Raw genomic sequence first — 26,114 nt, 5'->3', positions numbered from 1 at the left:
ACCGGGGCGGATTACGGTCCCGACCACGGAGCACCCCGATCATGGAGCACATCGAGCCCCGCCACGGTGAACACCGGTCGACGATCTCGGACCGGGGCCGCACGGCATCCGGAAGGTTGCGCCTCCAGCCTAGGGCAATTCCCGCTGTCAATGGGCAGTGTCACCGGCCACGTGGGGCGGGGCGAGCACGACCATCGAATTGTTTCCCCCCATCCCGAGTGACAGTTTCGCCGTGATTCCCGGCTCGGCCACAGTCGGCCCGTCCATCAGCCGAGGATGCGCGGAGGCGACGATCGGTGCCGCGGGCACCATTCCGTGCTCGAAGCCCAATGCCGTGGCCGCGATCTCCACTCCTCCCGACGCGGCCTGGCAGTGCCCGACCAGCGGTTTGACCGCGTAGATCGCCGGGCGGTCGGCGAAGACACGGGCCAGTAGATCGCGTTCGGCGCGATCGCACTGTCGGGTTCCGGTGCCGTGCGCGTTGAAATAGCGCACCTGCTCGGCCGACACCCCGGCATCGACGAGGGCGCGCTGCGCGCATTCGACGATCTGCGTGTGGTCGGGATGTACCGACACCACATGGTGCGCGTCATTGGTCATGGCGCCGCCGAGCACCACCGCGTACGAGCGCGCGACGCGCCGGGTGAGGACGAACCCCACCGACGCCTCCCCCATGCCGAACCCGCGACTGCCCTCCTGGAACGGTCGGCACGCCTGCAGCGGCTCGACATCGTCGACCGCGGCGCCCATCCGGACGAAATGCCCGAGTAGTTCCGGAGTGGCCGACATATCGGTCGTCACACACACCACATCGTCGGCGATCCCGGCCGCCAGCCACAGCTTCGCCGTGACCAACGCGACATTCGCCGAACTGCATGCCGCCGAGACGTTCATGGCGGGACCGGTGAAGCCATACTCCTGCATCAGCACCGACACCGGTGTGGAGGGCAACAAACGCAAGAATTCGCGGGATCGGTAATGGCCCTCGGCCTCGAGGTAGAAATCCCGCCAGTGTCGGACGTCGCCGAGCACGATGCCGTGCACCAGCCCGACCGTCCGTCCCGGCCGCCAACCCCGGCCCAGCGCATCGTCGATGGCTTCGGCAGCCGCGGCGTGCACCGCGCGACCATAGCGACTGGAACTCACCTCGGGGTCACCGCCGTCGGGAACCAACGCCACCCAACCGGACGCGGTGGCGGCGCCGTAACCCGGTTCCATCCGGGCCGCGGATTTCCCACCCGATAATCCCGACCAGAGTTTCTCCCGCCCCCAGCCATATCCGGTGACGGCGCCGACACCTGCGATGGACATATGCTCGATGGACATACGATCGGCAACGAGCCCGAGATCCGACATGGTCGTAGCTCCTCATCCGTTCCCCACCATCCCACTCCGTGGGTCACGCTTTCCAGGATGACAGTCGACTCTCGTCCGGTGAGGTGACATCGGGCGCTCGGCGCTCGCGCCCACAGGTGATGTCGAGCACACTTCGTGCCGGGCCCCAACGTGTTTCAATAGCCCGATCAACCGACGGTCGGGGGTCAAGGATGATCGGAGGTTTCGCGTGACGGATGATGCGGCCGAACGGGCTGCCGCCGCGGAACGGCTGGCGGAACGCTACCGTTCGCTGGTCGAACACAGCCCCAACGGGGCGTGTGTCCACGAACACGGCATCATCGTCTACGTCAATCCGGCCGTGGTGCGCATGCTGGGGGCACGCAGCGCCGACGAGCTCGTCGGCCGCGAGGTGGCGCAGTTCGTGCATCCGAATTCGCTTCCCGGTATGAACCAACGCATCGCCGAGCTGTCCGTCGCCGAGGAGGGCACCGCCTCACCGCCCACCGAGATGACGTTGGTGGGCGTGGACGGGCGGGAAGTGCCGGTTGAGACGATCTCGGTGGTCATCCCCTGGCACGACCGATTGGCCTACCAGGTCGTCATTCACGATCTCACCGCGCAGCGCGCGGCCGAGCGGGCCCAGCGCCGCGCCGAACAGCATTTCACCGCGGTGGTATCGCAACTGGAGGAAGGCGTGGCGGTGGTCCATCGGGACGGCCGCATTCTGTCGGCGAATCCCGCCGCGCACCGCATCCTCGGCTTCGACAATCGGCACGAGCTGGTCGGTGCGGACATCACCCGGCTACCGATACCCATGCAGGACACCAACGGCCAACCGCTGTCGCGTTCCCGTCATCCGGTGGCGCGAACCTTCGTGACCGGCGAGACGATCAGCGGTTTCGTTCTGGGCGTCACCCGTCCCGACGGGCAGCGCCGGTGGCTGGTGGTGTCGTCCGGGCTGCTCACCCCGGGCGATCCCGAATCGGCGGCGGTATGTTCGTTCGGCGATATCACCGAGTACCGGGCCAGCCGCGAACAGCTCGAATACCAGGCCACCCATGATTCGCTGACCGGGCTGGCGAACCGGTCGCTGATCTTGTCCCAGCTGGCCGGCGCGCTCAACGCCGGCGCGCGCCGGAAAGTGTCCACCGTGCTGTTCGTCGACCTGGACGGGTTCAAGTCGATCAACGACACCATGGGCCACGCCATCGGCGACACGGTGTTGCAGATCGTGGCGCAACGGCTGCAGCGGGCGCTGCGCACCGAGGATATGGTGGGCCGGCTCGGCGGCGACGAGTTCCTGGTCCTGCTGTCCGGCAACCCCGCCGACGAGGATCTGACGCCTCTGGTCCGGCGGCTGCGCTCGACGATGGCCGAACCGATCGTGGCACGGGGGCACCGAATCGCGGTGAACGCCTCCATCGGGGTGACGACCCTGGCCCCGAACGACCGACGCACCCCGGAGGCGGTGCTGCACGACGCCGATATCGCCATGTACCGGAACAAGGCACCGACCCATCGCAACACCAACACGGTCCCCGACCGGCGCCCCGACAACGAACACGCGAGTTGAGTCGGCGACGCCGAACCCACGCCGCGACCGGCGGGACCGGCGAGCCGTCCGAACTCGCAGTAGACTCGACAATTCCGTGCACACAAGTGCCGCGGCCATATGAGCCGTCCGTCCGGCATGCGCAGTCAACCGTCTCCCCCGACGACGACCTGCGCACGACCGCGGCGGAGGCGAGGTACGCCCGGGGTGACAAGGAGTCCAGTTTTGCCCGACCATCGCACTCAGGAGCGCCCTGGCACCGCTCGTCCCGACGAGGTGGTGGCGAACGACGAGGACCGAGACATCGCGCAGGAAGACATCGCGCAGGAACAGGAGTACCTGACGGGCCTCTACGGCCGCCTCGACGATATGCGCGCCTACGCCGAGAACCGGTTGCGCACCGTGCTGCTGGAAACCGGCGGCACCCCGCAGGCCCGCAGCGAACGCGAATCGTTCACCCAGCTCTACACCGAGGACCTGGCAAAATACGATGCCGCCGAGCACGGTCTGTGCTTCGGCCGCATCGATATGGACGCGGGTGACGAATCATCCGGCGATGGCGAAGCGGAGCGTCGCTACATCGGCCGGCTCGGCATCCTCGACGAGCAGAACGACTACGAACCGCTCCTGCTGGATTGGCGCGCCCCGATGGCCCGTCCGTTCTACCTGGCCACCACCGCCGCCCCCGACGGGGTGGTGCGCCGCCGCCACATCCGGTCCCGCAATCGCCGGGTCACCGCGGTTCACGACGAATATCTCGACCTCGATGCGGCCGAACGGGCCGGCGCGATCACCACCGACAGCGGGGTGGGCGGTGAGAGCGCGCTGTTGGCGGCGCTCAATGCGGCCCGCACCGGCCATATGCACGACATCGTCGAGACCATCCAGAGCGAACAGGACGCGATCATCCGCGCCGAGCACAAGAGTGTGCTGGTGGTGCAGGGTGGTCCGGGCACCGGGAAGACGGCGGTGGCCCTGCACCGCGCCGCATACCTGCTCTACACCCATCGGCGACAGCTGGCCAAGAGCGGCGTGCTGATCATCGGACCCAATGCCACCTTCCTCGACTACATCGGTCAGGTGCTCCCCTCGCTCGGTGAAACCGGGGTGCTGCTGTCCACCATCGGCGACCTCTACCCCGGGGTGAAGGCCACTCGCGAGGACTCGTTGCGGGCCGGGGAGATCAAAGGAAGCCTGGCCGTCCTCGACATCCTCAAGAACGCCGTCCGGGACCGCCAGCAGGTGCCCACCGAGCCCATCGAGCTCACCTTCGACGGCTACCCGATCACCATCGACCGCAAGACCGCGACCCGGGCCCGCGGCCGGGCCCGGTCCTCCCGCCGCCCCCACAATCTGGCCCGTCCGGTCTTCGCCGCCGCGGTGATCGATGCGCTCACCGATCAGCTCGCCCACACCATGGGGGCCGACCCGATGGGGGGACGGCGCAGTCTGCTCAGCGCCGAGGACCTGTCGGAGATCGCCGACGATATGCGCGCCGACTCGCGTATCCAGCACGCTATCGATACGCTGTGGCCGATCCTGACACCGCAACAGGTGCTCACCGATCTGTTCACCGACCGAGAGCGGCTCGACCGCGCCGCGCCCATGCTCGACCCGGCCGACCGCGCCGAACTGCTGCGCCCGAACACCGGCGAGTTCAGCGCCGCCGACGCCCCGCTGCTGGACGAATTGGCCGAACTGCTCGGCGTGGACGATACCGCCGAACGCGAACGCGCCCGCCGCCGCTGGCGCGCCCAACTCGCCGAGGCCCAGGACGCCCTGGACATCCTCACCGGTTCTGCCCCCCAGGATCTGGAGGACGAACTGGACCCGGAGATCCTCATGGCCTACGACCTGATCGATGCGAGCCAGTTGGCGCAGCGACAGCAGGTTCGGGCCCGGCAGAGCACCGCCGAACGCGCGGCCGGTGATCGCACCTGGACCTACGGCCACGTCATTGTCGACGAGGCGCAGGAACTGTCGGAAATGGCCTGGCGGATGGTGATGCGCCGCATCCCGAACCGGTGGATCACCGTGGTGGGCGATATCGCCCAGACCGGCGATCCGGCCGGGGCCTCGTCGTGGCAGCAGATGCTGGAACCCTATGTGGCCAAACGCTGGAAACTCACCGAACTCACCGTCAACTACCGCACCCCGGCCGAGATCATGGCCGTGGCCGCCGATGTGCTCACCGCCATCGACCCGTCGGCCCGAGTTCCGCGTTCGGTGCGTGCCTCCGGGCACCGACCGAGCGCCCGCCGGGTGACCGAATCGGAGCGCGCCACCGCGGTGGCGGCGGTGCTCGCCGAAGAACACGGCCCCGGCACCACCGCGGTGATCGCACCGCACGCCCTGATCGGTGAGTTGTCCGCATACGGTGGGGAATCGGTGCGGGTGCTGACGGTATCCGAGGTGAAGGGCCTGGAATTCGACGCGGTCTGTCTGGTGGAACCACGGGATATCGTCGTGGAATCCCCGCGTGGCCTCAACGATCTCTATGTCGCGCTCACCCGGGCCACCCAGCGACTCACCGTGGTTCACACCGGTGATCTCCCGGAAGTCCTGCGCGCCCTGGCGCACTGAGTCACCACACCGACGGTTCCGTCATGGCTCCCTCGATGTGAACGCCCGCCACCTGTGCAGGCGGCGGGCGTTCGCGACCGTATCGGTTGGGCGTGGTTTCCGCGTCAGCGGACGGTGTGCACGATCAGCACGTCGGTCGGGGACTTGCGCGCGACATCCGAAGGCACCGAACCGAGCAACCGGCCGGCGAGGGTGTTCAGGCCCCGGTTGCCGACCACCAGTAGATCGGCCTGGGTCTCCTTCACCAGCTTCAACAGCGATTCGACCGGTTCGCCGACAATGCCGCGTTCGACGATCTCCTTGGCTCCCGCGGCCACCGCCCGGTCCCGCGCGGTGCGCAGGATCTCATTGGTGGGCGCCGAACCGCGAACCTGGTAGGCCTCGTCCTTGAGCACATCCGCCGCCGCGGCGACCTCACGTTCGTCGGTCGGGTAGTAAGCGCAGGCGACGATCAGTGTCGAGCCCGCGCTGCCGGCCAGTGCGGCGGCCTTGTCCACGGCGACATACGACGAATCCGAGCCGTCGGTACCGACGACAATGGTCCGGTAGGCGGTCATTTCTCCTCCAATTGTGCAGGGTATAAACGCGCCCGTGCCGCAGGCACGCCACGGGCGGGCATACGGCAGCACAGCGACTGCGTAGACCATAGCGGCATCCGACCGTGAATCATTTCGATTCGTAATACATCACACCAACGTGTTCCCCGCACGCATACGCCACCTTCTCTGCACGTACCCCGACAGGGCCTGCCCTACCTGCATCGATTCATCGATCGGCACAATTTCGGCGTGAAACACCACAACCGTGACGAACAACGTTGGGGCCCTGGGATATTCATCACACGCCCCTCGGCCACAACGAGCGGGAGATTTTCCCGCACGAGTATGCCGAATATTTCCCTTTCGCCGCCTCGGGGGTCACATCAGAAAAGCGGACCGGTTATCGTCAAACCCAGATCCTCGGTATGCGCGAAGAAAGCGGACAGCATCAATGCCGCGCCGGCCAGTGCGATGTCCTTGTTGAACTGGATCATCTCGACCCGGGCGGTCTCGGTATCGGTCTCGTCCCAGAACCGGTGCATGATCACCGCCGTGGGGATCAGCATGATCACCAGCAACAATGCACCGAGATCGGCCCAGACGCCGAGAAGAACGCTCAACCCGCCCAGGAGCATCAGGACACCCGATGCCAGGACGGCCGGCTCGGGCATGGGCACACCCTTGCTCTGCGCATATCCGGCCATCTCCTTGGTCTGGGTGAAATGGCCGAAAGCCGAACCGAGGAACAAAATCACGAACAACACGCGACCGATCAACACCACGAGATCCATGCCCCGCTCCTTCATCGCCGTCGTGGGACCAGCCCCGCCCACCCCAACGCTCGCACGTCGCATTCGCCGAACGGCCACTATCGAGGCGCCGGTATGACTTTCGATATCACTTCGTCGCGTGAGCGTGACGAGGTCTTGGCATATTCCCCCGGCGCCATTCCTATCTCGGCGGTGAACTCCTTGGTGAAATGCGCCTGATCGAAATAGCCCAGGTCGGCCGCCAGGGCGGCGAGGTCGTCTACCCGGCCATGGGCGAGCAGATCGGCGCCGTCCTGAAGCCGGTACCGGCGCAGCACCCATTTCGGCCCGGCCCCGATATAGCGGCGGAACAGCCGTTGCAGGGTCCGTGGCGACACCCCGAACGCAGCCGTGACCTGGTCCACCCGGGTCAATCGCCGATCGTCCGCCATGCTCGAGACGATATCCAGCACGAGCCGATAGGCTGGGTCGACGGGCACCGGGCGGGACGACAGGAATTCCTCGACGATCCGCCGACGCCCGGTATCGGTGGGTTCGGCCAGCACCCGCTCGGTCAGGTCACCGGTATCGGGCAGAACCTCATCGAGCGCGACCGCGCTGTCCCGGAAGGCACCCACATCCAGGCCGGTGAACGCGCCGAAACCACCCGGTCGGAATCGCACCCCGAACGTCTCACCGCGCCCGCGTAGTTCCCGGACGAATTTCCTGGTGCAGACACCGTTCACGAAACCCCCGGAACGGGTTTCGGTGCGTTCGAAAGTGACATGGACACACGGGTACGGCAGCACCTCGGCGAAATAGGGCGGCCGACCACGCAGATCCCACCGCACCGCCCAGTACCACTCGACGTGGTCGGCCGCCGCCGGGCCGGCGGGCAGACGGTGCAGCGTGCGGTATCTACCCTGTTCGTAGGGGTGCAGAATGCCCTTGCGGTCGTGGGGAATCGGCGTCGCGGGCGGCGACACCGTCGGGTCACCGGGTGCGGACATGGTGTCGCTTTCTTACAAGACCTGGGCGCGGGCCACGAGCAGAGTTGTCCGCATGAGCGATACCGTGAATCCCATCCCCGAGGACTACCATTCCATCACCTGTTTCCTCGCGGTCGGCGACGCCGACAAGGCACTCGATTTCTACTCCGCCGTCTTCGGCGCGCAAGTCCTGTCCCGCAACGATGGCCCCGACGGACAACCCGTGCACGCGGAACTGAAAATCGGTGACTCGACCGTTCAGGTGGGGATCCCGATCCCCGAGACCGGGATACTCGCACCCAACGGTGAATGGGTGCACACCTCGATCGTGCACTACTGCCCCGATGTCGACGCCGTACTCGCACGGGCGGTCGAGCACGGGGCGCGCTCGGTCGAGGAAGCGCAAACCTTCGTCACCGGTGACCGTTACGGCGTGGTCATGGACCCGTTCGGGCATCGCTGGGTGGTGCTGACCCGCGTCGAGAACGTCTCCCGGGAGGAGGCCGAACGCCGAGTGAACGAGTGGCTGGCCGCCCAGTCCTGATCGGACCGTGTCCCGGCCGGCGACCGTCCCGAGTGTTCCGGCACGGCGGCGGCCGGGCCGCCGAGGCCGAGCATCGACCAGACCGTCCGTGTGTCCGCCCCGCAACCGGACCCCGGAAACCGCGCTCCGTCCGGAAGGCCCCGCCACCTCGACCTCGCTCCCGGGGGCTCAGCTCAGCCCGGCGGCGTCCATACCGCGGAGTTCCTTCTTCAGGTCCGCGATCTCGTCCCGCAGCCGCGCCGCGAGTTCGAATTGCAGTTCCCGGGCGGCGTTCATCATCTGATCGGTGAGTTGCTGCACCAGATCCGCCAATTCGGCGCGAGGCATGGACGATACGTCCCGCCCCTCGACGATCCCGGCGCTCACCGCGCGGCCGGGTTCGCCCTGAGCCCGCCTGCCCCGACTGGCATTGCGGCCCGATCCGCCGACGGCCACCTCGTCGTCGGCCTCCTGATAGACCTGGTCGAGGATATCGGCGATCCGTTTGCGCAGCGGCTGTGGATCGATCCCCATCTCTTCGTTGTAGGCGATCTGTTTGGCCCGCCGGCGTTCGGTCTCGTCGATGGCGAAACGCATGGAATCGGTGATCTTGTCGGCGTACATGTGCACCTCGCCCGAGACATTGCGGGCGGCGCGGCCGATGGTCTGGATCAGGCTGGTGCTGCTGCGCAGGAATCCCTCCTTGTCGGCGTCCAGGATCGCTACCAGCGATACCTCGGGTAGGTCCAGACCCTCTCGCAGCAGGTTGATACCGATGAGGACGTCGTATTCGCCCAACCGCAGTTGGCGCAGCAACTCCACCCGGCGCAGGGTATCGATCTCGGAGTGCAGATAGCGCACCCGCACCCCGAGGCCGAGCAGATAGTCGGTGAGGTCCTCGGCCATCTTCTTGGTCAGGGTGGTCACCAGGACCCGCTCGTCGCGTTCGGTGCGCAGCCGGATTTCGTGCAGCAGATCGTCGATCTGCCCCTTGGTCGGTTTGACCACCACCTTCGGGTCGACCAACCCGGTCGGCCGGATGACCTGCTCCACCACCTCACCGCCGGTGCGGCCCAACTCGTAGGGGCCGGGGGTGGCCGACAGATACACCACCTGTCCGATCCGTTCGGCGAACTCCTCCCAGGTCAGGGGACGGTTGTCCATTGCCGAAGGGAGGCGGAAACCGTATTCGACCAGATTGCGCTTACGCGACATATCGCCTTCGTACATACCGCCGATCTGCGGCACGGTGACATGCGATTCGTCGATCACCAGCAGGAAATCGTCGGGGAAATAGTCCAGCAGGGTCGCGGGCGCCGATCCGGCGGGACGGCCGTCGATATGCCGCGAATAGTTCTCGATACCCGAGCAGAAGCCGACCTGACGGATCATCTCCAGGTCGTACTGGGTGCGCATCCGCAGCCGCTGCGCCTCCAGCAGTTTGCCCTGTCGTTCCAGCTCCGCCAACCGCTCGTCGAGTTCGGCCTCGATATCGCGGATCGCTCGTTCCATCCGCTCCGGACCGGCCACATAGTGGGTGGCCGGGAAGATCCGCAGGGTATCGACCTTGCGCACCACGTCACCGGTGAGCGGATGCAGATAGTAGAGCGCCTCGATCTCGTCGCCGAAGAACTCGATCCGCACCGCCAGCTCCTCGTAGGAGGGGATGATCTCGACGGTATCGCCACGCACCCGGAACGAGCCCCGGGTGAAGGACATGTCGTTGCGGGTGTATTGAACGTCGACCAACAGCCGCAGTAGCGCGTCGCGATCGACCTCGGTGCCCACCTCGAGACGAATGGAGCGATCCAGATACGACTGGGGGGTGCCCAGACCGTAGATACACGACACCGACGCGACCACCACCACATCCCGCCGCGACAGCAGACTGGAGGTGGCCGAATGGCGCAGGCGCTCCACATCGTCGTTGATCGAGCTGTCCTTCTCGATATAGGTATCGGTCTGCGCGATATACGCCTCGGGCTGGTAGTAGTCGTAATAGGAGACGAAGTACTCCACCGCATTGTGCGGCAGCATCTCCCGCAGCTCGTTGGCCAGCTGGGCGGCGAGGGTCTTGTTCGGCGCCATCACCAGGGTGGGCCGCTGCACCCGTTCGATGAGCCAGGCGGTGGTCGCCGATTTACCGGTGCCGGTCGCGCCCAGCAACACCACATCCGGTTCGCCCGCCTTCAGCCGCCGTTCCAGTTCATCGATGGCTGCCGGCTGGTCACCAGCGGGTTGATACGGGCTGACCACCTCGAACCTGCCGTCGGCGCGTTCGATCTCGCCGACCGGCCGGAACTCCGAGCGGGCCAGGGGGGTCTCGCCGTCCGTCTCGCCTCCGGTCGTGCCCGAGGCGCGGAGTTCGGTTGCGAATGCCATACCCATCAGACTAGGCCCGGCCACCGACACATTGCCGCCCGTCCGGCCGCCGACGGTAGATTCGGCAGATATGTCGCAGGCACCATTGGTGGACGTCCACCGGCCCAAGGTCGAGTACTTCAATGTCTCGGAGCTGACCAATATCGATCCCAAGGGTTTCGTCCGCGAGGTCGAGCAGTATCACCTCGAGCCGTGGGGCCTGTACATGGCGCGTAGCGCCGATCACCCGGAATTCCACTACCTGGAATCGTGGCTGCTACCCGAGCTGTCGTTGCGCGCCACCATATTCCACTTCCGCCCCGCCCACCGCCGCGACCAGGACTACTACCTCGATATCGGCGACTTCGGCCCGATCGAACCGCACCGGTGGCGTTCGGAGGACCATTACCTCGACCTGGTGGTCCGCACCGGTCGCGGCACCGAACTACTGGACGTCGACGAACTGCTCGCCGCGCACACCGCGGGTCTCATCGATGCCGCTACCGCCGAACGCGCCATTGTCACCGCCACCACCGCCATCGATGGTCTCGCCGCCCACGGCCACGACCTCCAACGCTGGACCGCATCCCTGGGCATGCCGCTCACCTGGCGTCAGGACGCGCCGTGACCCGCGGATACACCGTGTCGAACCAGGCCTGCTTCACCGCCTGATATGCCGCCGTCGCCACGTCCCCGGTGAGTCCGGCCGCCGCGGCCGTGCCTTCCCGTTTCACCGCGGCGTATTCGTCGCGGACGGCCCGGTCGGTGCGTAGCAGGTCGCGGAAGGCCGGTGCGGCCATCCGTTCGGGATCGTCGACCGACCGTAGATACACCTGGGCCGGCCGGCCCGGGTCCGCGCTACCGTGCACCCGGTTCGCCCACCGTGGGGTCCGCGCGACGGTCGAATCGTCGTCCACCGCGCCCGATGTGTCCCGGTCGTGGCCGGGCAGGAGCGGGAAACCGGCGACCGTCAGGGCATCGCGCAGACCGTCGGCGGCAGCCATATCGGTAACGGTGATCTGGATATCGATGATGTCCCTGGCCGGTAGCCCCGGTACCGCCGTGGAACCGATGTGGTCGATGTCGACCGCCGCTGCGCCGCAGGCCACCCGCAGTCGGGCGATCAACCGTTGCGCCTGCGCCGCCCACTCGCCATCGTGCTCCACCACCCGCAGTTTTGGGCAGACCGCAGTTCCGCTGCGGATATTGGCCTCGAACGGCACCAACCGCTCGTCCCACAGTCGGTGTACCGTCTCTTCCACCCGCTCGGCCGGTCCATTGTTGTCCAGCAGCACGTCCGCGACCGCCCGACGTTGCTCGTCGGTGGCCTGGGCGGCGATCCGGGCCCGGGCATCGGCCTCGGGCACGTTCCGGAACTCGACCAACCGCCGGATACGGGTCTCGACCGCGGCGTCGACGACGAGGACCAGGTTCATGAACGGTGCCAGTCCGTTCTCCACGAGCAGCGGGATGTCCTGCACCACGATCGCGTCGGGGGCCGCGGCGGCTAGCAGCTCCGCGGTGCGCTTGCCCACCAGGGGGTGGGTTATCCCGTTGAGTCGGGCGCGGGACTCGTCGTCGGCGAACGCTTTGGCAGCGAGCTTCGGACGATCGAGGCTGCCGTCCGGGGCCAGAATATCCGTACCGAAGGCATCCACCAGTGCGGCAAGTCCCTCGGTGCCGGGGGCGACCACTTCCCGGGCTATGACATCGGAGTCGATGAGCACCGCTCCCCGGTCGACGAGCGCCCGCGCAACCGTGGATTTTCCCGCACCCATACCTCCGGTGAGGCCGATTCGTAACATTCGCCCAGTCTCGCATTCGCCGCCGCGTCGATAGAGCGGAGGGATCAAAGGGGCGAAAGGATCAGAAGAGCGAAGGGACCAGCAGGGACGTGCCAATAACTTTTCCGATACGACACGGCGATTCCCCGGCATGGGTACGGGCCGGGAGAGTGCAGCTCGGTTAATCTTCGGCCGCGTCCAGGACATACCCCGTGAAGCAGAAGGAAGCCCGGCGAGACGGAGGACAGGTCATGCGCACGAGGAAGAGCACGACGGGTCGACACCGACTGGGCATGCCGGGCGGGGTGTATTGTCGCGAGTTTCCCGCTGTCAAGACCGCGTTGTCCAGGCATCGACGCTCGTGGTTCACCTCGTTGGCTGTCCCCGCCCGACACGGTTTCGTCACCCGCCCCAGGCATCCGGTTCCGGCGCGCGCCCGGTGGGCACCGGCAACCGCCGGCTGATCGCAGCGCCCGTCGTGGCCCGGTCCTTTCCCCGGGGACCGGGCCACGATCGTGTGCGGGGTCAGTCGCGGAACCTGCGCTCCAGGAAACGCCGGGCCTGATCCCGGTGGACGGCGGACCAGGCCTGGACCCGAACCGCCCACCAGGGTGCGATATCGCGAGGTTTGGCGGTGACGGCGTGTGTGACGAGGTCGGACGCCTCGTCGACGCTCAGCGCCGGCAGCCGACCGAAGTCGGTGGGGGCACTCATTCTGGTCCGCACCAGTGGCATGTAGACCGATGTGGTGGCGACCCCGTCACCCGCGATTTCGGTGGCGACGCTGCGAAACCAGACATCGAAGGCCGCTTTCGAGGCGAAGTATGCCGACCAGCGCGGACTCGGCGGCATGAGCACACCCCAGGTGGAGATATTCACGATATGTCCCCGATGGCGGGCGCGCATATGGGGCAGCAGAGTGAGCAACAGCCGCACCGGCCCGAGATAGTTGACGTCGATGGTGCGGGTGAAATCGTGGAAGCGATCGTAGGACTCGGCGATGGGCCGCCGAATCGACTTTCCCGCATTGCTGATCACGGTATCGATATGCCCGTACTCGACCAACAGTGTCCGACCGAGCCGGTCGACGGCATCCATATCGGTCAGGTCGGTCGGATACGGGTGGGCCGTGCCACCATCGGCGGTGATATCGGCGGCCAACTGTTCCAGCTCCGACCGGGAACGGGCCACCAGCGGCACCACCGCGCCCGCCGCGGCCAATTTCCGGGCACTGGCCCTACCGATACCGTGCGAGGCCCCGGTCACCACCACCACTTTGCCGGCGACGGCCGACCGCAGTGATTCCGCAGTGGGCCGAAACGTCGGGTACAGCAGCCGAATCGTCAGCCGTTCGACGAGCGACCGCTCACGGTTCGTGACCGGAGTGTCGTTCACACTTTTCGACTGTATAAGCGCGAATCCGAGAATTCACGCGGCACGACGACCGGGATCTCGACCGGCGTCGTCGACACCCGGCCGTCTCCTCATCCCCCGGCACGAATGATCTGTTCGATATTGCGTTCGGCCAGCGCGCTGATCGTCAACGAGGGGTTCGCCGTCGCGGTGCTACCGGGCACGGCCGCTCCATCCACCACATACAGATTCCGATACCCACGTACCCGGCCGTATTCGTCCGTCGCCCGTCCGATCACCGCGCCGCCCAAGGGGTGGGAGGTGAACGAGGCATCCGCCTCCAGATCCGGCCACGGGATAGGTCGACAGCCGCAGGTCGCGGTATTGGCCTCTCGTGCCCGCGCGAGATATTCGGCGGCGCCGGCGGACGGCCACCACAGGTTCACCCGACCGTCGCCGGGGTCGTAGCCGAATCGGCCGCGGGTGTCGTCGAGCACGATGCCCAACGAGGCGAGGAGCGTGGTGTCGAACGGGGTGGTACCCGGAATGAACCAGCTCTCCAGCGCCACCGGAGCTCCCGCCTCGGCCAGGATTCGGCTCGCACACGCCGCGCCCTGCGTCCCCACGTCGAATGTAGCGAGCGGACGTGCCAGGGCGACATCGCCGTTACTGCCCCAGCCTTCGCCGATGTGTTCGTTCAGATTCGGGAGCGCACCGGTTTCCCGCGCTCGCACCAGCAGTTCGGAGGTGCCGATGGAGCCCGCGGCCAGGAACAGCATGTCGCAGGTCAGCGTCCGGGTGCGGAGAACCTCACCGGTCGGGGCGAGTTTGGTCACGGTGATGGTGTAGCGGCCCGGCGTGCCCGGTTCCGCGGCAATGGTGTCCACCCGATGACCCGGATAGATCCGGACTCGACCGGTGGCCTCCGCATAGCGCAGGTAGTTCTGGTTCAGATCGAACTTCGCGCCATTGGAATTGCCGAGATTCGAACAGCCCACCGTCGCCGACGGTCTCGAACGCCCGGCCAGCTCGTCGCGGACGATATCCCAATTCCACGCGCCGGCGACGCGCTGCGGCGGATAACCGGCCGCGCGAACCTGTTCGTCCCAGGCCCGTGAATGCGCGAAGGCGAAGGAGTGGTAGATATCGTCGGGCATCACCTCGGGTCGCAATATCTTTCGCGCCCTGGGGTAGTAAACCTCGTGCATCTCGCGGTAGTCGACCACACCCCGGAACACATGGTCGAAGAACCGCTGCTCCGGTTCGACCATCACCCCGGTGAACACCACCGAGCCGCCACCCACACACGCGCCGCGCCACACATCCATACCCGGATAACTCGAGACGTCCAGAACTCCGCCGAACGGATCGATAGGCAGCGGAATCCTGTTCACCCCCGTGAAGGTGGTGCGGTACCAGAAGCCACGACCATCCGGAACGGTATCCATGGCGAAGATGTCCCGCCATGGATCGTTCGGCCAGCGCGACCCCCGCTCGAGTACCGCGACCCGAACCCCGGCCTGCGCCAGCCGCAGTGCGGTGACCGCCGCCCCGAATCCCGAACCGACGACGATCGCGGGCATATGATCGGCCGGATCCGGTAAGGGTGCGAAGATCTCCGGCACCAGCGCCCGGTACATCGCCGTTCGCGGGCTCGGGGTTCGCGGACCCGGACCGGGGTCGTCGGCCCGAGCCCGGGACGTATCCGGGACGGTGCTCGCGAGCCCCGGCATCGCCACGGCCAGACCGGCGGCCTTGACGAAACCCCGCCGGTCCATCACCTCCGCGCCCCCATCGCGACGACCATGCGTCCTACCTTCCCACCCCGATCGGGCACCGCCACCCCGACAGCGACCGACCGAGCCACCGGCAGCACCATTTCACAGTCGATCTTTCATGGCTACTCTCCATTATTCATAGCTACTCTCTATTATGAGCGGTGGGTCCGGGGAGTGAGGAGATAGCAATGTTGACTCGCGCATGGATTCGGTGGCTGCTCACCCATGGCCTGGTCCGGACCTACCTCCAGTGGGCGGCTCGTCGGGGCGATCCGCTCGGGCAGATCGCCGTCGGTCAGGATCGTCTGCTCGGCTCGTCGCCGTATGTCGAGGAAATCCGGCGGCGCGGACGAGTTCCCCGGATGTCGGGGGTGCACGTCACGGCGGACTACGAGGTATGTCGCCTCGTCCTGCGGGATCGCCGCTTCGGGGTGGTGACGCCCAATCATCCGGCCCTGCCGAAACCGATCCGTTGGACACTGACCAAAACGGATCTGGAACTTCCCAACCTCGGGGAACCGCCCTCGATGCTGGTGACCGATCCACCGGATCACACCCGGTACCGGCGCTCGGTCCGGCACGCATTCGGCCCGAAAGCGATCAACGCGCTGGAGGAGCGGGTCACCCGAGTGACCGACGACCTCCTCGATCGCCTGGAAGCGAAACCCCACCCGGATCTGATCAACGACTTCTCCGCGCAGCTACCGGTCACCATCATCGCCGAGATGCTCGGTTTGCCGGCCGATATGCACGCGACCTTGCTGAAATGGGGGGACACCGGCGCACCGCTGATCGAGCGCGGCCTGGCCTGGGCCACCTACCGCCACGCCATCGAAGACCTCGCCGAGGTCAAGCAGTACTTCGACCACTACTTCGACGAGCTCGCCACCGAACCGGGCGACAAGGTGCTCGGCATGTTGGTAACGGACGAGGAGCTCACCCGCCGTGAGCAGGTGGCCAATGCCGCCTTGTTACTGGACGCCGGGTTCCTGACCACGGTGAATATGCTCGGCAATGGGATCGTCCTGCTGACGAGCCACCCGGACCAGCTGGAGCTACTGGCCGAACGACCACAGCTGTGGCCCAACGCGGTCGAGGAAATCCTGCGCTACGACGGCCCGGTACGGATGACCGGGCGGGTCGCGAACTGTGATGTCGAGATCGCCGGCGAGCACATCAAATCGGGTTCGCTGGTCCTGTTGTCATTGGCGGGTGCCAATAACGATCCGGCGGTCTTCCCCGACCCGCAGCGATTCGATGTGAGCAGGGAAAACGCCGCGGACCATCTCGCGTTCAGCAGCGGGATACACGGCTGTTTGGGTGCCAGACTGGCCCGATTGGAAGGCACCATCGCGCTACGCACCCTTTTCGACCGGCATCCGGATCTGCGTCTGGATGGCCCGCCGATCCCCCATCCACTGCGGAATCTGCATGCCTATCGCTCCATGCCCGCGATGCTGGCCGCCCACTGAGCACAGACGAAGGCCCCGGTCCGTCGAGGACGGACCGGGGCCTTCGGCGTCTGGCATCGTCACGGCGGGGATCACCCGCCGTGGGGTCTACGCGTTACCGGACAGCTTCTCGCGCAGTGCGGCGAGCTGAGCGTCGCTGGCCAGCGAACCACCGGCCGGCTCGCCCTGGCCGGACGCGGCCTGGGCCCCGCTCTCGGAGGAGTAGTTGCCCGCGCCGCCGTTCGCGGCCTCGGCCGCGGCGTCGGCCGCCATCTTCTCCATCTGCGCGGTGTGCATCTTGTGCCGCCGCTCGGCCTCGGCGTAGCGGCTCTCCCACTCTTCCCGCTGCTTCTCGAAGCCCTCGAGCCATTCGTTGGTCTCGGGGTCGAAGCCCTCGGGGAAGATGTAGTTGCCCTGCTCGTCGTAGCTGTCGGCCATACCGTACTTCGACGGATCGAACTCGGGGCTGTAGTCCTCGTTGGCCTGCTTGAGGCTCAGCGAGATGCGGCGCCGCTCCAGGTCGATGTCGATGACCTTGACCATCGCGTCGTCGCCCACGGCCACGACCTGGTCCGGCACCTCGACGTGACGCTCGGCCAGCTCGGAGATGTGCACCAGGCCCTCGATGCCCTCTTCGACGCGCACGAACGCACCGAACGGAACCAGCTTGGTGACCTTGCCCGGCACGATCTGCCCGATCGCGTGGGTGCGGGCGAACTGCCGCCACGGATCTTCCTGGGTGGCCTTCAGCGACAGCGAGACGCGCTCGCGATCCAGGTCGACATCGAGCACCTCGACCGTGACCTCGTTGCCCACCTCGACGACCTCGGACGGGTGGTCGATGTGCTTCCAGGACAGCTCGGAGACGTGCACCAGACCGTCGACACCGCCCAGGTCGACGAAGGCGCCGAAGTTGACGATGGAGGAGACCACACCCTTGCGGACCTGGCCCTTCTGCAGCTGGTGCAGGAACTCGCTGCGCACCTCGGACTGGGTCTGCTCCAGCCATGCACGCCGGGACAGAACCACATTGTTGCGGTTCTTGTCCAGCTCGATGATCTTCGCCTCGATCTCCTTGCCGACATACGGCTGCAGATCGCGGACCCGGCGCATCTCCACCAGCGAGGCGGGCAGGAAGCCACGCAGACCGATATCGAGGATCAGACCGCCCTTGACGACCTCGATCACAGTGCCGCGAACGGCCTCGTCCTTCTCCTTGAGCTCCTCGATGGTGCCCCACGCGCGCTCGTACTGCGCCCGCTTCTTCGACAGGATCAGGCGGCCTTCTTTGTCCTCTTTGGTGAGGACGAGCGCCTCCACCTCATCGCCCACGGAAACGACCTCATTGGGGTCGACATCGTGCTTGATGGAGAGCTCGCGGGACGGGATGACGCCCTCGGTCTTGTAGCCGATGTCGAGCAGGACCTCGTCACGATCGACCTTGACGATGGTTCCTTCGACGATATCGCCGTCGTTGAAGTACTTGATCGTGGCGTCGATGGCGGCGAGGAAGTCCTCGGCGGAGCCGATATCGTTGACGGCTACCTGCGGCGAGGTGATGGTGGTGGGCATGTGGCGGTTTGCTCCGGACGGATTGTGGTCGGTTGCGGACATTGGAACTTTCGGTACGCTGCGATACACCACTCTGCATATGGTGTGATCATTCGCGCGTTCAGCGTACGCGACCTTTGGCAAGGCGGGCAAACCGGTCCCCACGGCGCGTCGATGATCTTGCCGTATCCACCGCGAATCCACCGAGAATCCACCGAGAATCCGCCGGGAATTCCCCCGCGAATCCGCCTGATGGCACGGGATGGCGAGACCTCCGAGAACGAGTCACCGCAAACACCGCCCCCGGTATCGCCCGGATAGGATCGCCCGGTGTCGGAAGAACGTCATGCGCAGGCGAATGCCCGGTTGGGAACCGTGGGGGTGGGCCGAGACCGGATCGGTTCCGCTGCCAGTCGACGCGCCAGCCGGCGCTGGTGGGACGCCGACGCCGAGCAGTATCACGACACCCACGCCGGATTCCTGGGGGTGGACTCCCCCGGCGGGGAGTTCATCTGGTGTCCGGAGGGCCTGCACGAGGGCGATATGCGGTTGCTCGGCGAGGTGGCGGGCAAGCGCGTGCTCGAGATCGGCTGCGGGTCGGCGCCGTGCGCCCGCTGGTTGACCGGACAGGGCGCCACGACGGTGGGCCTGGACCTCTCGATGGGGATGCTCTCCCGTGGACTGGCCGCCATGGCGCGAGGCGGGCCGCGGGTGCCGCTCGTCCAGGCCGATGCGGAGGCGCTGCCGTTCTCGGACGAATCGTTCGATCTGGCGTGTTCGGCATTCGGCGCGGTGCCGTTCGTCGCCGATTCCGCGCAGGTGATGCGGGAGGTCGCCCGGATCCTACGCCCCGGCGGGCGATGGGTGTTCTCGGTGAACCATCCGATGCGGTGGATCTTCCCGGACGATCCCGGGCCCAAGGGCCTCGTCGCCACCGTGCCGTACTTCGATCGCACCCCCTATACCGAGGTCGACGGCAATGGTGAGCCCGTCTACGTAGAGCATCACCGCACCATCGGCGACCGGGTGCGGGAGATCGTGGGTGCCGGATTGGTACTGGACGACATCGTGGAACCGGAATGGCCGGAATGGCTGGACCGGGAATGGGGGCAGTGGAGTCCCCTGCGCGGGCAGTACTTCCCCGGGACCGCGATCTTCGTCAGTCACAAATCCCACTGACCACAAACCCCACTGACCACAAACCCCACTGACCACAAACCCCACTGACCCCGCCCCTCGAACGGCCGCGACCGCCCGGTCGCCGGCGCGGTCCGGACGGTCGTTCAGGTGCCCTCACCTCCGGTGCGCGGTTTCCGCCCCGCCTGTTCGAGTGCCAACCGGAGGGCGAACTCGATCTGCGCGTTGACGCTGCGCAAATCGTCGGCCGCCCAGCGGGCAAGGGCCTCGTACACGGCCGGGTCGAGCCGTAGCAGCACCTTCTTGCGATCGACCATCGGCGGCGGTCAGGCGTAGAGGGTTCCGGTGTTGACCACGGGCTGGGTCGGCCGATCCCCGCACAGAACTACCAGCAGGTTCGACACCATGGCGGCCTTGCGCTCCTCGTCCAGCTCCACCATGCCCTCCTCGACCAACCGGTCCAGCGCCAGCCGCACCATACCCACTGCACCCTCGACGATCCGGGTTCGAGCGGCCACCACCTGCGCGGCCTGCTGACGCACCAACATCGCCTGGGCGATCTCCGGAGCATAGGCCAGGTGGGTGATCCGGGCCTCGATGATCTCGATTCCGGCGGTCTCGGTGCGCTCCCGCAGTTCGACGGTCAGCTCCTCGGCGACCTCGGTGCCGTCGCGCAGGCTGGTGCGATCGTCGTCGTGCGCGTCGTAGGGGTGGGTGGTGGCCAGATGACGCACCGCGGCCTCGGATTGGGTGGCCACGTATTCCTCGTAGTCGTCGACCGCGAAGGCCGCCTTGAAGCTGTCGACCACCCGGTACACCACCACCGCGGCGATTTCGACCGGATTGCCGTCGGCATCGTTGACCTTGAGCTTCTGCGTCTCGAAGTTACGCACCCGCAGCGAAATACTGCGCCGACCGGTCAGCGGCAGCACCGAGAAGAAACCGGGCTCACTCACCGAACCGATGTATCGGCCGAAGAACTGCACCACCTTGGCCTCGTTCGGATTCACCACGGTGAGCCCGCTGATCGCGAGCAGCAGCACCACCAACAGCACGCAGGCGGCAATGGCACCGACCAGCGCTCCCGCATTGTGGTCGCGACCGGCGGCGACGAATCCGAATATCGCGGCCACGGTCAACGCGACGAACGGTACCAACCACACCAGCAGCACCACGAACCCGTTGACCCGCGCGGCGTTCCGAAACTCCATGACATCCTCCCACTATCAAAGTGATATCACCACAATATCATCGAGCTAGTAGGAACGACAGGCCCCACCGAACCGCCCCACCCCATGGACGCCGAGACATAAGCTCGCGGCATGGTGCAGTCGGTCGAACTGGTGCTGGACGAGACATCGGAGGAGACCATCCGACGGCAGTGGGAGATGTTGATCGAGGCCGGGCTACCCAGCCTCGGGCGCAGCGGTTCCACCGATCACGGTGCGGCGGCCGGCCCACGGCATCGACCGCACATCACGGTGGGTGTCGCCGCCCAGATCTGGCCGCGCATCGAGCACGCACTGGAGGAACTGCAGTTCCGACCGTTTCCGGTGCGGCTGGGCGGGGTACTGGTCTTCGGCGCCCGTCGACCCATCCTGGTACGGCTGGTGGTCCCGTCCGAACCGCTGCTGGGCTGGCACCGCCGGATCTACCAACTCCTGGAACCGTGCCCCGGCGTACCGGCGAATCTACGACCGGATCACTGGACCCCCCATATCACCCTGGCCCGGCGCATCCTGCCGCACCGACTGGGCGAGGCGGTACGGGCGGTGGCGTCCGATCGGGATTCCACGGCTACGGTGGTGGGTATCCGGAGATGGGACGGTGATCAGCGGCGAGCGTGGCCGATCACCGAGGTCGAATGATCCTCGACGCACGGGAGGTGACCGGGCACGGCCGCACAGCGCGGTCCGGCGCCCTGTTCGCCACCGGGCGATCGTCACCTCACCCGCCCGATCACCGAACAGGACCCGAACACCCGCGGCGTCCGACACCGCTGTGGAACATTGCGGCCGGCGTCGACGTTGCACCGCATACCGAAACGAGAGGACGCCATGGCCACCCAGACGCTGACAGAACAGAACTTCGATGAGATCGTCACCGGAAACGACGTGGTACTCGTCGATTTCTGGGCCTCGTGGTGCGGCCCGTGCCGCAGCTTCGCACCGACCTTCGAGGCTTCATCGGAGAAGCACCCCGATGTGGTGCACGGAAAGGTCGACACCGAGGCCGAACAGGGATTGGCGGCGGCCGCCAATATCCAGTCCATCCCCACCATCATGGCCTTCCGCGAAGGTGTGCTGGTCTTCGCGCAGCCGGGCGCACTGCCCCCCGCCGCGCTGGAGGACCTGGTGACCCAGGTGAAGGCCTTGGATATGGACGAGGTCCGCCGGCAGATCGCCGAGCAGCAGGCACAGAACGGCCAGGCCGCCGAATAGTCGCCTAGCGACTCCGGGGGAATGGTCGCGACAAGCGGCCGCGAACAGACGGTACGACGGCGGGCCGTTCACCCGAAAAGATGAACGGCCCGCCGTTGTTGTTCGCTATTCCGTTGCCGCGCAGTCGATTTCGTTCACGCCGCCTCAGGCGCCGAGTCGATTGACGCTCGCTATCATGGCGCGCACCGAGGATTCCGCACCGTCGGCGGCCAAGGCGACGCCCCAACCCCGGCGGCCGTCGAACTCGCACTGCATATAGGTCGCGGTGCCCTCGGCGGTCCGGCGCTGGTGGAACTGCAAAATCTCGACCGGATAGCCCGCCTCGTACAGGGCCGAGGTCATGGCCGCCACCGGGCTACCGGCGGCGACGACGGTCTTCACCCGACCGGCGAAATCGAGAGTGGCGGTGAATGCGCCATTCCGGTCTCCGGTCGACGACCAGGCGTCGAGTCGAATGGAACCGCCGCATTCACCGTATTTGTCGTGGAATTGGGCGGGGGTCAGGTTCGCGCTCTCTGCCCGCAGGCTTCTCGGCGCGAACGCACTGAATTCATCACTGTCCAGGGTCAGCATGGTCATGGCACGTAGGTCTTCCCGAAGAATAGTTTTCGGTAGTCAGAGGGGGACCAGCAAACAAGTAACAGCCCGCAGCGAGGGGCCGGTCCGAATAGACCCCGCTACGGGCGAGCTACTACGAGCAGTAGCCGACCCGACACCCTGGTGGTGAGCGGAAGTACAACGCTGCCGAGGTCAACCTTCAGCGCGGCACGGGGGTCGGCGGGAATCTGCACGCATTCGAGAATAAAGACTTCGTATCTCGATGGCAACCATATTCGGCGGCCCTTTTTCCTACTCGTAAGTACTGTTTGACCTGCTCACAGCCCTACGCGCCGCACCGGCCCATGTCTCGCATCACAACCGGCCCCGCCCGGACGCGCATATTCCATCGATAAATCACCTACGGATAACGAACCCACCCGACTCGTCGGGAATCATCCGAGAAACCGACCGGGTCGGATATTTCTGCCCGCGATTCGCGCGGGCTCGCGCCCGCGGGGCCGGAGTCCGCAACCCGTCCCGTATCTCCGCACCCCGAAAGCACCGGGTCGAAAACCCGGCTCTCGGGGCGCGGAGGTACACGATACGCGGGAGTCGCTCGCGCCTCAGAGGCCGAACACGTCAATGCGCGGCGGTGTCCCAACTGGGGCCGGTGCCAACCGAGACATCCAGCGGAACCGAGAGCTCGATGGCGGAGGACATCTGCTCCCGCACCAGGGACTCCAGGGCCTCGCGTTCCCCGGGTGCGACCTCGAACACCAACTCGTCGTGGATCTGCAGCAGCATGCGCGAGCGCAGCCCGGCCTCGGCGATGGCCCGGTACACATTGATCATCGCCACCTTGATGATGTCGGCGGCGGTGCCCTGAATGGGAGCGTTGAGTGCCATGCGCTCGGCGGCCTCACGTCGCTGACGGTTGCTGTGGTCCAGATCGGGTAGGTAGCGACGCCGACCGAAAAGGGTTTGGGTGTAGCCGACCTTGCGGGCCTGTTCGACCACTTCCTGCAGGTAGTCGCGAATACCGCCGAAGCGGGCGAAGTAGGTGTCCATCTGCTCCTTGGCCTCTTGGGTGCTGATCTTCAGCTGCGCGGACAGGCCGTAGGAGCTCAGGCCGTAGGCCAGACCGTAGGACATCGCCTTGATACGGCGGCGCATTTCCGGATGGACCTCGGAGATCGGAATGTCGAACGCCTTGGAAGCGACGAAGCTGTGCAGATCCTCCCCCGAATTGAAGGCCTCGATGAGGCCCTCGTCACCGGACAGGTGCGCCATGATCCGCATTTCGATCTGGCTGTAGTCGGCGGTCATCAGCGATTCGTAGCCGGGGCCGACCACGAATGTGTCCCGGATCATCCGACCGGTGTCGGTGCGGATGGGGATGTTCTGCAGATTCGGCTCGGTGGACGACAACCGGCCGGTGGCGGCGATGGTCTGGTTGAAGGTGGTGTGGATGCGGCCGTCGTCGGCGACCGATTTGAGCAAACCGTCCACGGTCACCTTGAGGCGGGTGGCGTCGCGGTGGGCCAGTAGATGCGCCAGGAACGGATGCTCGGTTTTCTCGTACAGCGATTCCAGAGCGTCGGCGTCGGTGGTGTAGCCGGTTTTGGTGCGTTTGGTCTTCGGCATACCGAGCTCGTCGAACAACACCACCTGCAGTTGTTTCGGCGATCCCAGGTTGATCTGTCGGCCGATCTCGGCGTAGGCCGCGTTCGCCGCCTCGGCGACCTTGTCCGCGAACTGCCGCTGCAGCGCCTCCAACCGGTCGATATCGACGGCTATTCCGGCGTCCTCCAGGGCGGCCAGCACCTCGAGCAGCGGGAGCTCCATCTCGTGCAGCAGCGCGGTGGATTCGATATTCGCCAGCTCCACATCGAGCGCATCGGCGAGATCGGCGACGGCGCGGGCCCGCAACATCTCGCCCTCGGCAAGGCGGTTGTCGGCGGCGTCCTCCTCGTCGAGCAACGACAACTGCTGCGTGTCGTCTGTTTCGGTACGCAGTTCCCGGCTCAGATAGCGCAGGGAGAGGTCTTCCAGGTCGAAACTGCGCTGGCCGGGACGCACCAGATAGGCGGCCAGGGCGGTATCGCTGGTGATCCCGCGCAGGGTCCACCCGCGACCGCGCAGGGCGTGAATGGCGGATTTGGCCTCGTGCAGCGCCTTGGGCACATCCGGATCGGCCAACCAGGCCCCGAGCGCGGCCTCGTCCTCGGGGGTCAGGGCAACGGTATCGATGTAGGCCCCTTCGCCGTCGGCGGCGGCGAAGGCGATCGCACGGACGTCACCGCGACCGGGCGCACCGCTACCCGACACCGAGATACCGTGGCGCACACCGGCTTTCGTATGTTCGTTCAACCAGTCGGCGACGCTTCCCGGGGCGAGTGTCCGCCCGCTGATGTGGAAACCGGCCTCGGCTTCCGGTGTGGGCGCGGCGAGGGTTTCGAACAGTCGGTCACGCAACACCCGGAATTCCAGGTCGTCGAACAACCGGTGGATACGGTCGCGGTCCCAGGGGCCGCGAGCCAGCTGATCGGGGGTATAGGGCAGCGGAACATCGCGCACCATCTCGGTGAGCTGCCGGTTGAGCACCACGGTGCTCAAATTGGCGCGCAGCGCGTCACCGACCTTGCCGCGCACCTCGTCGACCCGGTCGACGAGGGTGTTCAGATCACCGTATTCCCGGATCCATTTGGTGGCGGTCTTCTCCCCCACCCCGGGGATACCGGGCAGATTGTCGCTCGGGTCGCCGCGCAGGGCCGCGAAATCCGGATACTGGGCAGGCGTCAGCCCGTATTTGGCCTCCACCGCCTCCGGGGTGAACCGCGTCAGGTCCGAAACCCCCTTGCGCGGGTACAACACGGTGACATTGTCGTCGACCAACTGGAGGGAATCGCGGTCCCCGGTGACGATGAGCACCCGATAACCCTGTGGCGCCGCCCGACCGGCGAGGGTGGCGATCACATCGTCGGCCTCATACCCCTCCACCGCCATCACCGGGATGCCGAGCGCCCCCAGCACATCCTTGACGAGTTCGATCTGGCCACGGAAATCGTCGGGGGTCGTGATCCGATTGGCCTTGTACTCCGGGTATTTCTCGACCCGGAAGGTCTGTCGGGAGACGTCGAAGGCGGCGGCCACATGCGTAGGCTTCTCATCGCGCAGCAGATTGATCAGCATGGCGGTGAACCCGTACACCGCGTTGGTGGTCTGGCCGGTAACCGTTTTGAAGTTCTCCGCGGGCAGCGCGTAGAACGCGCGGTAGGCCAGCGAATGACCGTCCAGTAGCAGCAGGGTGGGCCGTTCCCCGGAGATATCGGGCGTCTCGGAGACGAGAGCGGTGGAGGTGGGCTGCGCTGCTGTGTTCCGGGTGGTCGGTGGGGTCACATCCGAGAGTCTAGGGACCACCCCCGACAGCCCGGACGGCCGACAC

21 protein-coding genes are annotated in these 26,114 nt (G+C 66.3%); 8 read left to right on the top strand and 13 right to left on the bottom strand.

Annotated features, from left to right (window positions below; all coding sequences use genetic code 11):
- Positions 1-147: 147 nt before the first annotated feature.
- Positions 148-1,356 carry a beta-ketoacyl synthase N-terminal-like domain-containing protein gene (locus ON32_RS08650; RefSeq protein ID WP_245550892.1) on the bottom strand — a complete coding sequence of 403 codons (1,209 nt, stop codon included), beginning with the start codon at positions 1,354-1,356 and terminating at the stop codon, positions 148-150.
- 208 nt (positions 1,357-1,564) lie between these two features.
- Between ON32_RS08650 and ON32_RS08645 the strand changes: the two genes are divergently transcribed.
- Together ON32_RS08645 and ON32_RS08640 are read left to right on the top strand one after the other, a co-directional pair.
- Positions 1,565-2,911, top strand: a complete 1,347-nt coding sequence (locus ON32_RS08645; protein ID WP_040790281.1) for a diguanylate cyclase domain-containing protein — start codon at positions 1,565-1,567, stop codon at positions 2,909-2,911.
- Between the two features lie 258 nt (positions 2,912-3,169).
- A complete protein-coding gene (locus ON32_RS08640; RefSeq protein ID WP_040790351.1) occupies positions 3,170-5,473 on the top strand; it encodes a HelD family protein in 2,304 nt (767 codons plus the stop codon).
- A gap of 104 nt (positions 5,474-5,577) precedes the next feature.
- On the opposite strand, the gene ON32_RS08635 is transcribed toward ON32_RS08640, so the two are convergent.
- The 3 genes from ON32_RS08635 to ON32_RS08625 all read right to left on the bottom strand — a co-directional run bounded on the left by ON32_RS08635 (position 5,578) and on the right by ON32_RS08625 (position 7,771).
- The gene (locus ON32_RS08635) at positions 5,578-6,030 is read right to left on the bottom strand and encodes a universal stress protein (RefSeq protein ID WP_040790279.1); all 453 of its coding nucleotides are present in this window, start codon (positions 6,028-6,030) and stop codon (positions 5,578-5,580) included.
- Positions 6,031-6,395: 365 nt separating this feature from the next.
- Positions 6,396-6,803, bottom strand: coding sequence for a DoxX family protein (locus tag ON32_RS08630; protein ID WP_040790277.1), 408 nt, complete (start codon positions 6,801-6,803; stop codon positions 6,396-6,398).
- Between the two features lie 77 nt (positions 6,804-6,880).
- Positions 6,881-7,771, bottom strand: a complete 891-nt coding sequence (locus tag ON32_RS08625; protein ID WP_051133012.1) for a helix-turn-helix transcriptional regulator — start codon at positions 7,769-7,771, stop codon at positions 6,881-6,883.
- 52 nt (positions 7,772-7,823) lie between these two features.
- On the opposite strand from ON32_RS08625, the gene ON32_RS08620 reads away from it, so the two are divergent.
- On the top strand, positions 7,824-8,294 hold the full coding sequence (locus tag ON32_RS08620) for a VOC family protein (protein WP_040790275.1): 471 nt from the start codon (positions 7,824-7,826) through the stop codon (positions 8,292-8,294).
- 168 nt (positions 8,295-8,462) lie between these two features.
- Here the strand turns inward: ON32_RS08620 and uvrB are convergent, their stop codons facing one another.
- Complete coding sequence (gene uvrB / locus ON32_RS08615) at positions 8,463-10,655, bottom strand: excinuclease ABC subunit UvrB (protein WP_245550891.1); 2,193 nt, start codon at positions 10,653-10,655, stop codon at positions 8,463-8,465.
- A 70-nt stretch (positions 10,656-10,725) separates the two neighbouring features.
- On the opposite strand from uvrB, the gene ON32_RS08610 reads away from it, so the two are divergent.
- Positions 10,726-11,262: a ribonuclease FAU-1 family protein gene (locus tag ON32_RS08610; protein ID WP_040790274.1), complete on the top strand. Its 537-nt coding sequence runs from the start codon at positions 10,726-10,728 to the stop codon at positions 11,260-11,262.
- On the opposite strand, the gene coaE is transcribed toward ON32_RS08610, so the two are convergent.
- The 3 genes from coaE to ON32_RS08595 form a co-directional block, all read right to left on the bottom strand.
- A complete protein-coding gene (gene coaE, locus ON32_RS08605; RefSeq protein ID WP_083874220.1) occupies positions 11,237-12,439 on the bottom strand; it encodes a dephospho-CoA kinase in 1,203 nt (400 codons plus the stop codon). The two genes, ON32_RS08610 and coaE, sit on opposite strands and share 26 nt — an antisense overlap.
- 504 nt (positions 12,440-12,943) lie before the next feature.
- Positions 12,944-13,813 (bottom strand): SDR family NAD(P)-dependent oxidoreductase, encoded by an 870-nt coding sequence (locus ON32_RS08600; RefSeq protein WP_051133011.1) that lies wholly within the window; start codon positions 13,811-13,813, stop codon positions 12,944-12,946.
- 89 nt (positions 13,814-13,902) lie between these two features.
- A complete protein-coding gene (locus ON32_RS08595; RefSeq protein ID WP_040790272.1) occupies positions 13,903-15,549 on the bottom strand; it encodes a GMC oxidoreductase in 1,647 nt (548 codons plus the stop codon).
- A gap of 188 nt (positions 15,550-15,737) precedes the next feature.
- Here ON32_RS08595 and ON32_RS08590 point away from each other — a divergent pair, with 188 nt between their 5' ends.
- Positions 15,738-17,021 carry a cytochrome P450 gene (locus ON32_RS08590; protein ID WP_040790271.1) on the top strand — a complete coding sequence of 428 codons (1,284 nt, stop codon included), beginning with the start codon at positions 15,738-15,740 and terminating at the stop codon, positions 17,019-17,021.
- Between the two features lie 87 nt (positions 17,022-17,108).
- On the opposite strand, the gene rpsA is transcribed toward ON32_RS08590, so the two are convergent.
- The gene (gene rpsA, locus ON32_RS08585; protein WP_040790270.1) at positions 17,109-18,572 is read right to left on the bottom strand and encodes a 30S ribosomal protein S1; all 1,464 of its coding nucleotides are present in this window, start codon (positions 18,570-18,572) and stop codon (positions 17,109-17,111) included.
- 309 nt (positions 18,573-18,881) lie between these two features.
- On the opposite strand from rpsA, the gene ON32_RS08580 reads away from it, so the two are divergent.
- The gene (locus ON32_RS08580) at positions 18,882-19,730 is read left to right on the top strand and encodes a class I SAM-dependent methyltransferase (RefSeq protein WP_040790269.1); all 849 of its coding nucleotides are present in this window, start codon (positions 18,882-18,884) and stop codon (positions 19,728-19,730) included.
- A 104-nt stretch (positions 19,731-19,834) separates the two neighbouring features.
- Here the strand turns inward: ON32_RS08580 and ON32_RS29305 are convergent, their stop codons facing one another.
- Together ON32_RS29305 and ON32_RS08575 are read right to left on the bottom strand one after the other, a co-directional pair.
- Complete coding sequence (locus ON32_RS29305; protein ID WP_169331600.1) at positions 19,835-20,005, bottom strand: type II toxin-antitoxin system antitoxin; 171 nt, start codon at positions 20,003-20,005, stop codon at positions 19,835-19,837.
- Between the two features lie 9 nt (positions 20,006-20,014).
- Positions 20,015-20,899: an SPFH domain-containing protein gene (locus ON32_RS08575; RefSeq protein WP_040790268.1), complete on the bottom strand. Its 885-nt coding sequence runs from the start codon at positions 20,897-20,899 to the stop codon at positions 20,015-20,017.
- Positions 20,900-21,010: 111 nt separating this feature from the next.
- On the opposite strand from ON32_RS08575, the gene ON32_RS08570 reads away from it, so the two are divergent.
- Together ON32_RS08570 and trxA are read left to right on the top strand one after the other, a co-directional pair.
- Positions 21,011-21,556 carry a 2'-5' RNA ligase family protein gene (locus tag ON32_RS08570; RefSeq protein WP_040790267.1) on the top strand — a complete coding sequence of 182 codons (546 nt, stop codon included), beginning with the start codon at positions 21,011-21,013 and terminating at the stop codon, positions 21,554-21,556.
- A gap of 189 nt (positions 21,557-21,745) precedes the next feature.
- Complete coding sequence (trxA, locus tag ON32_RS08565) at positions 21,746-22,129, top strand: thioredoxin (protein WP_040790265.1); 384 nt, start codon at positions 21,746-21,748, stop codon at positions 22,127-22,129.
- Positions 22,130-22,273: 144 nt separating this feature from the next.
- On the opposite strand, the gene ON32_RS08560 is transcribed toward trxA, so the two are convergent.
- Both ON32_RS08560 and polA read right to left on the bottom strand, forming a co-directional pair.
- Positions 22,274-22,708, bottom strand: coding sequence for an alpha-isopropylmalate synthase regulatory domain-containing protein (locus ON32_RS08560; protein WP_040790263.1), 435 nt, complete (start codon positions 22,706-22,708; stop codon positions 22,274-22,276).
- A gap of 600 nt (positions 22,709-23,308) precedes the next feature.
- On the bottom strand, positions 23,309-26,068 hold the full coding sequence (gene polA, locus ON32_RS08555; RefSeq protein ID WP_373284283.1) for a DNA polymerase I: 2,760 nt from the start codon (positions 26,066-26,068) through the stop codon (positions 23,309-23,311).
- Positions 26,069-26,114: the final 46 nt, after the last annotated feature.

Source organism: Nocardia paucivorans NBRC 100373, from assembly GCF_000308675.1.
Taxonomy (GTDB): Bacteria; Actinomycetota; Actinomycetes; order Mycobacteriales; family Mycobacteriaceae; genus Nocardia; species Nocardia paucivorans.
The sequence above is the reverse complement of the archived record's forward strand: the minus strand, read 5'-3'. Positions and strand labels throughout refer to the sequence as shown.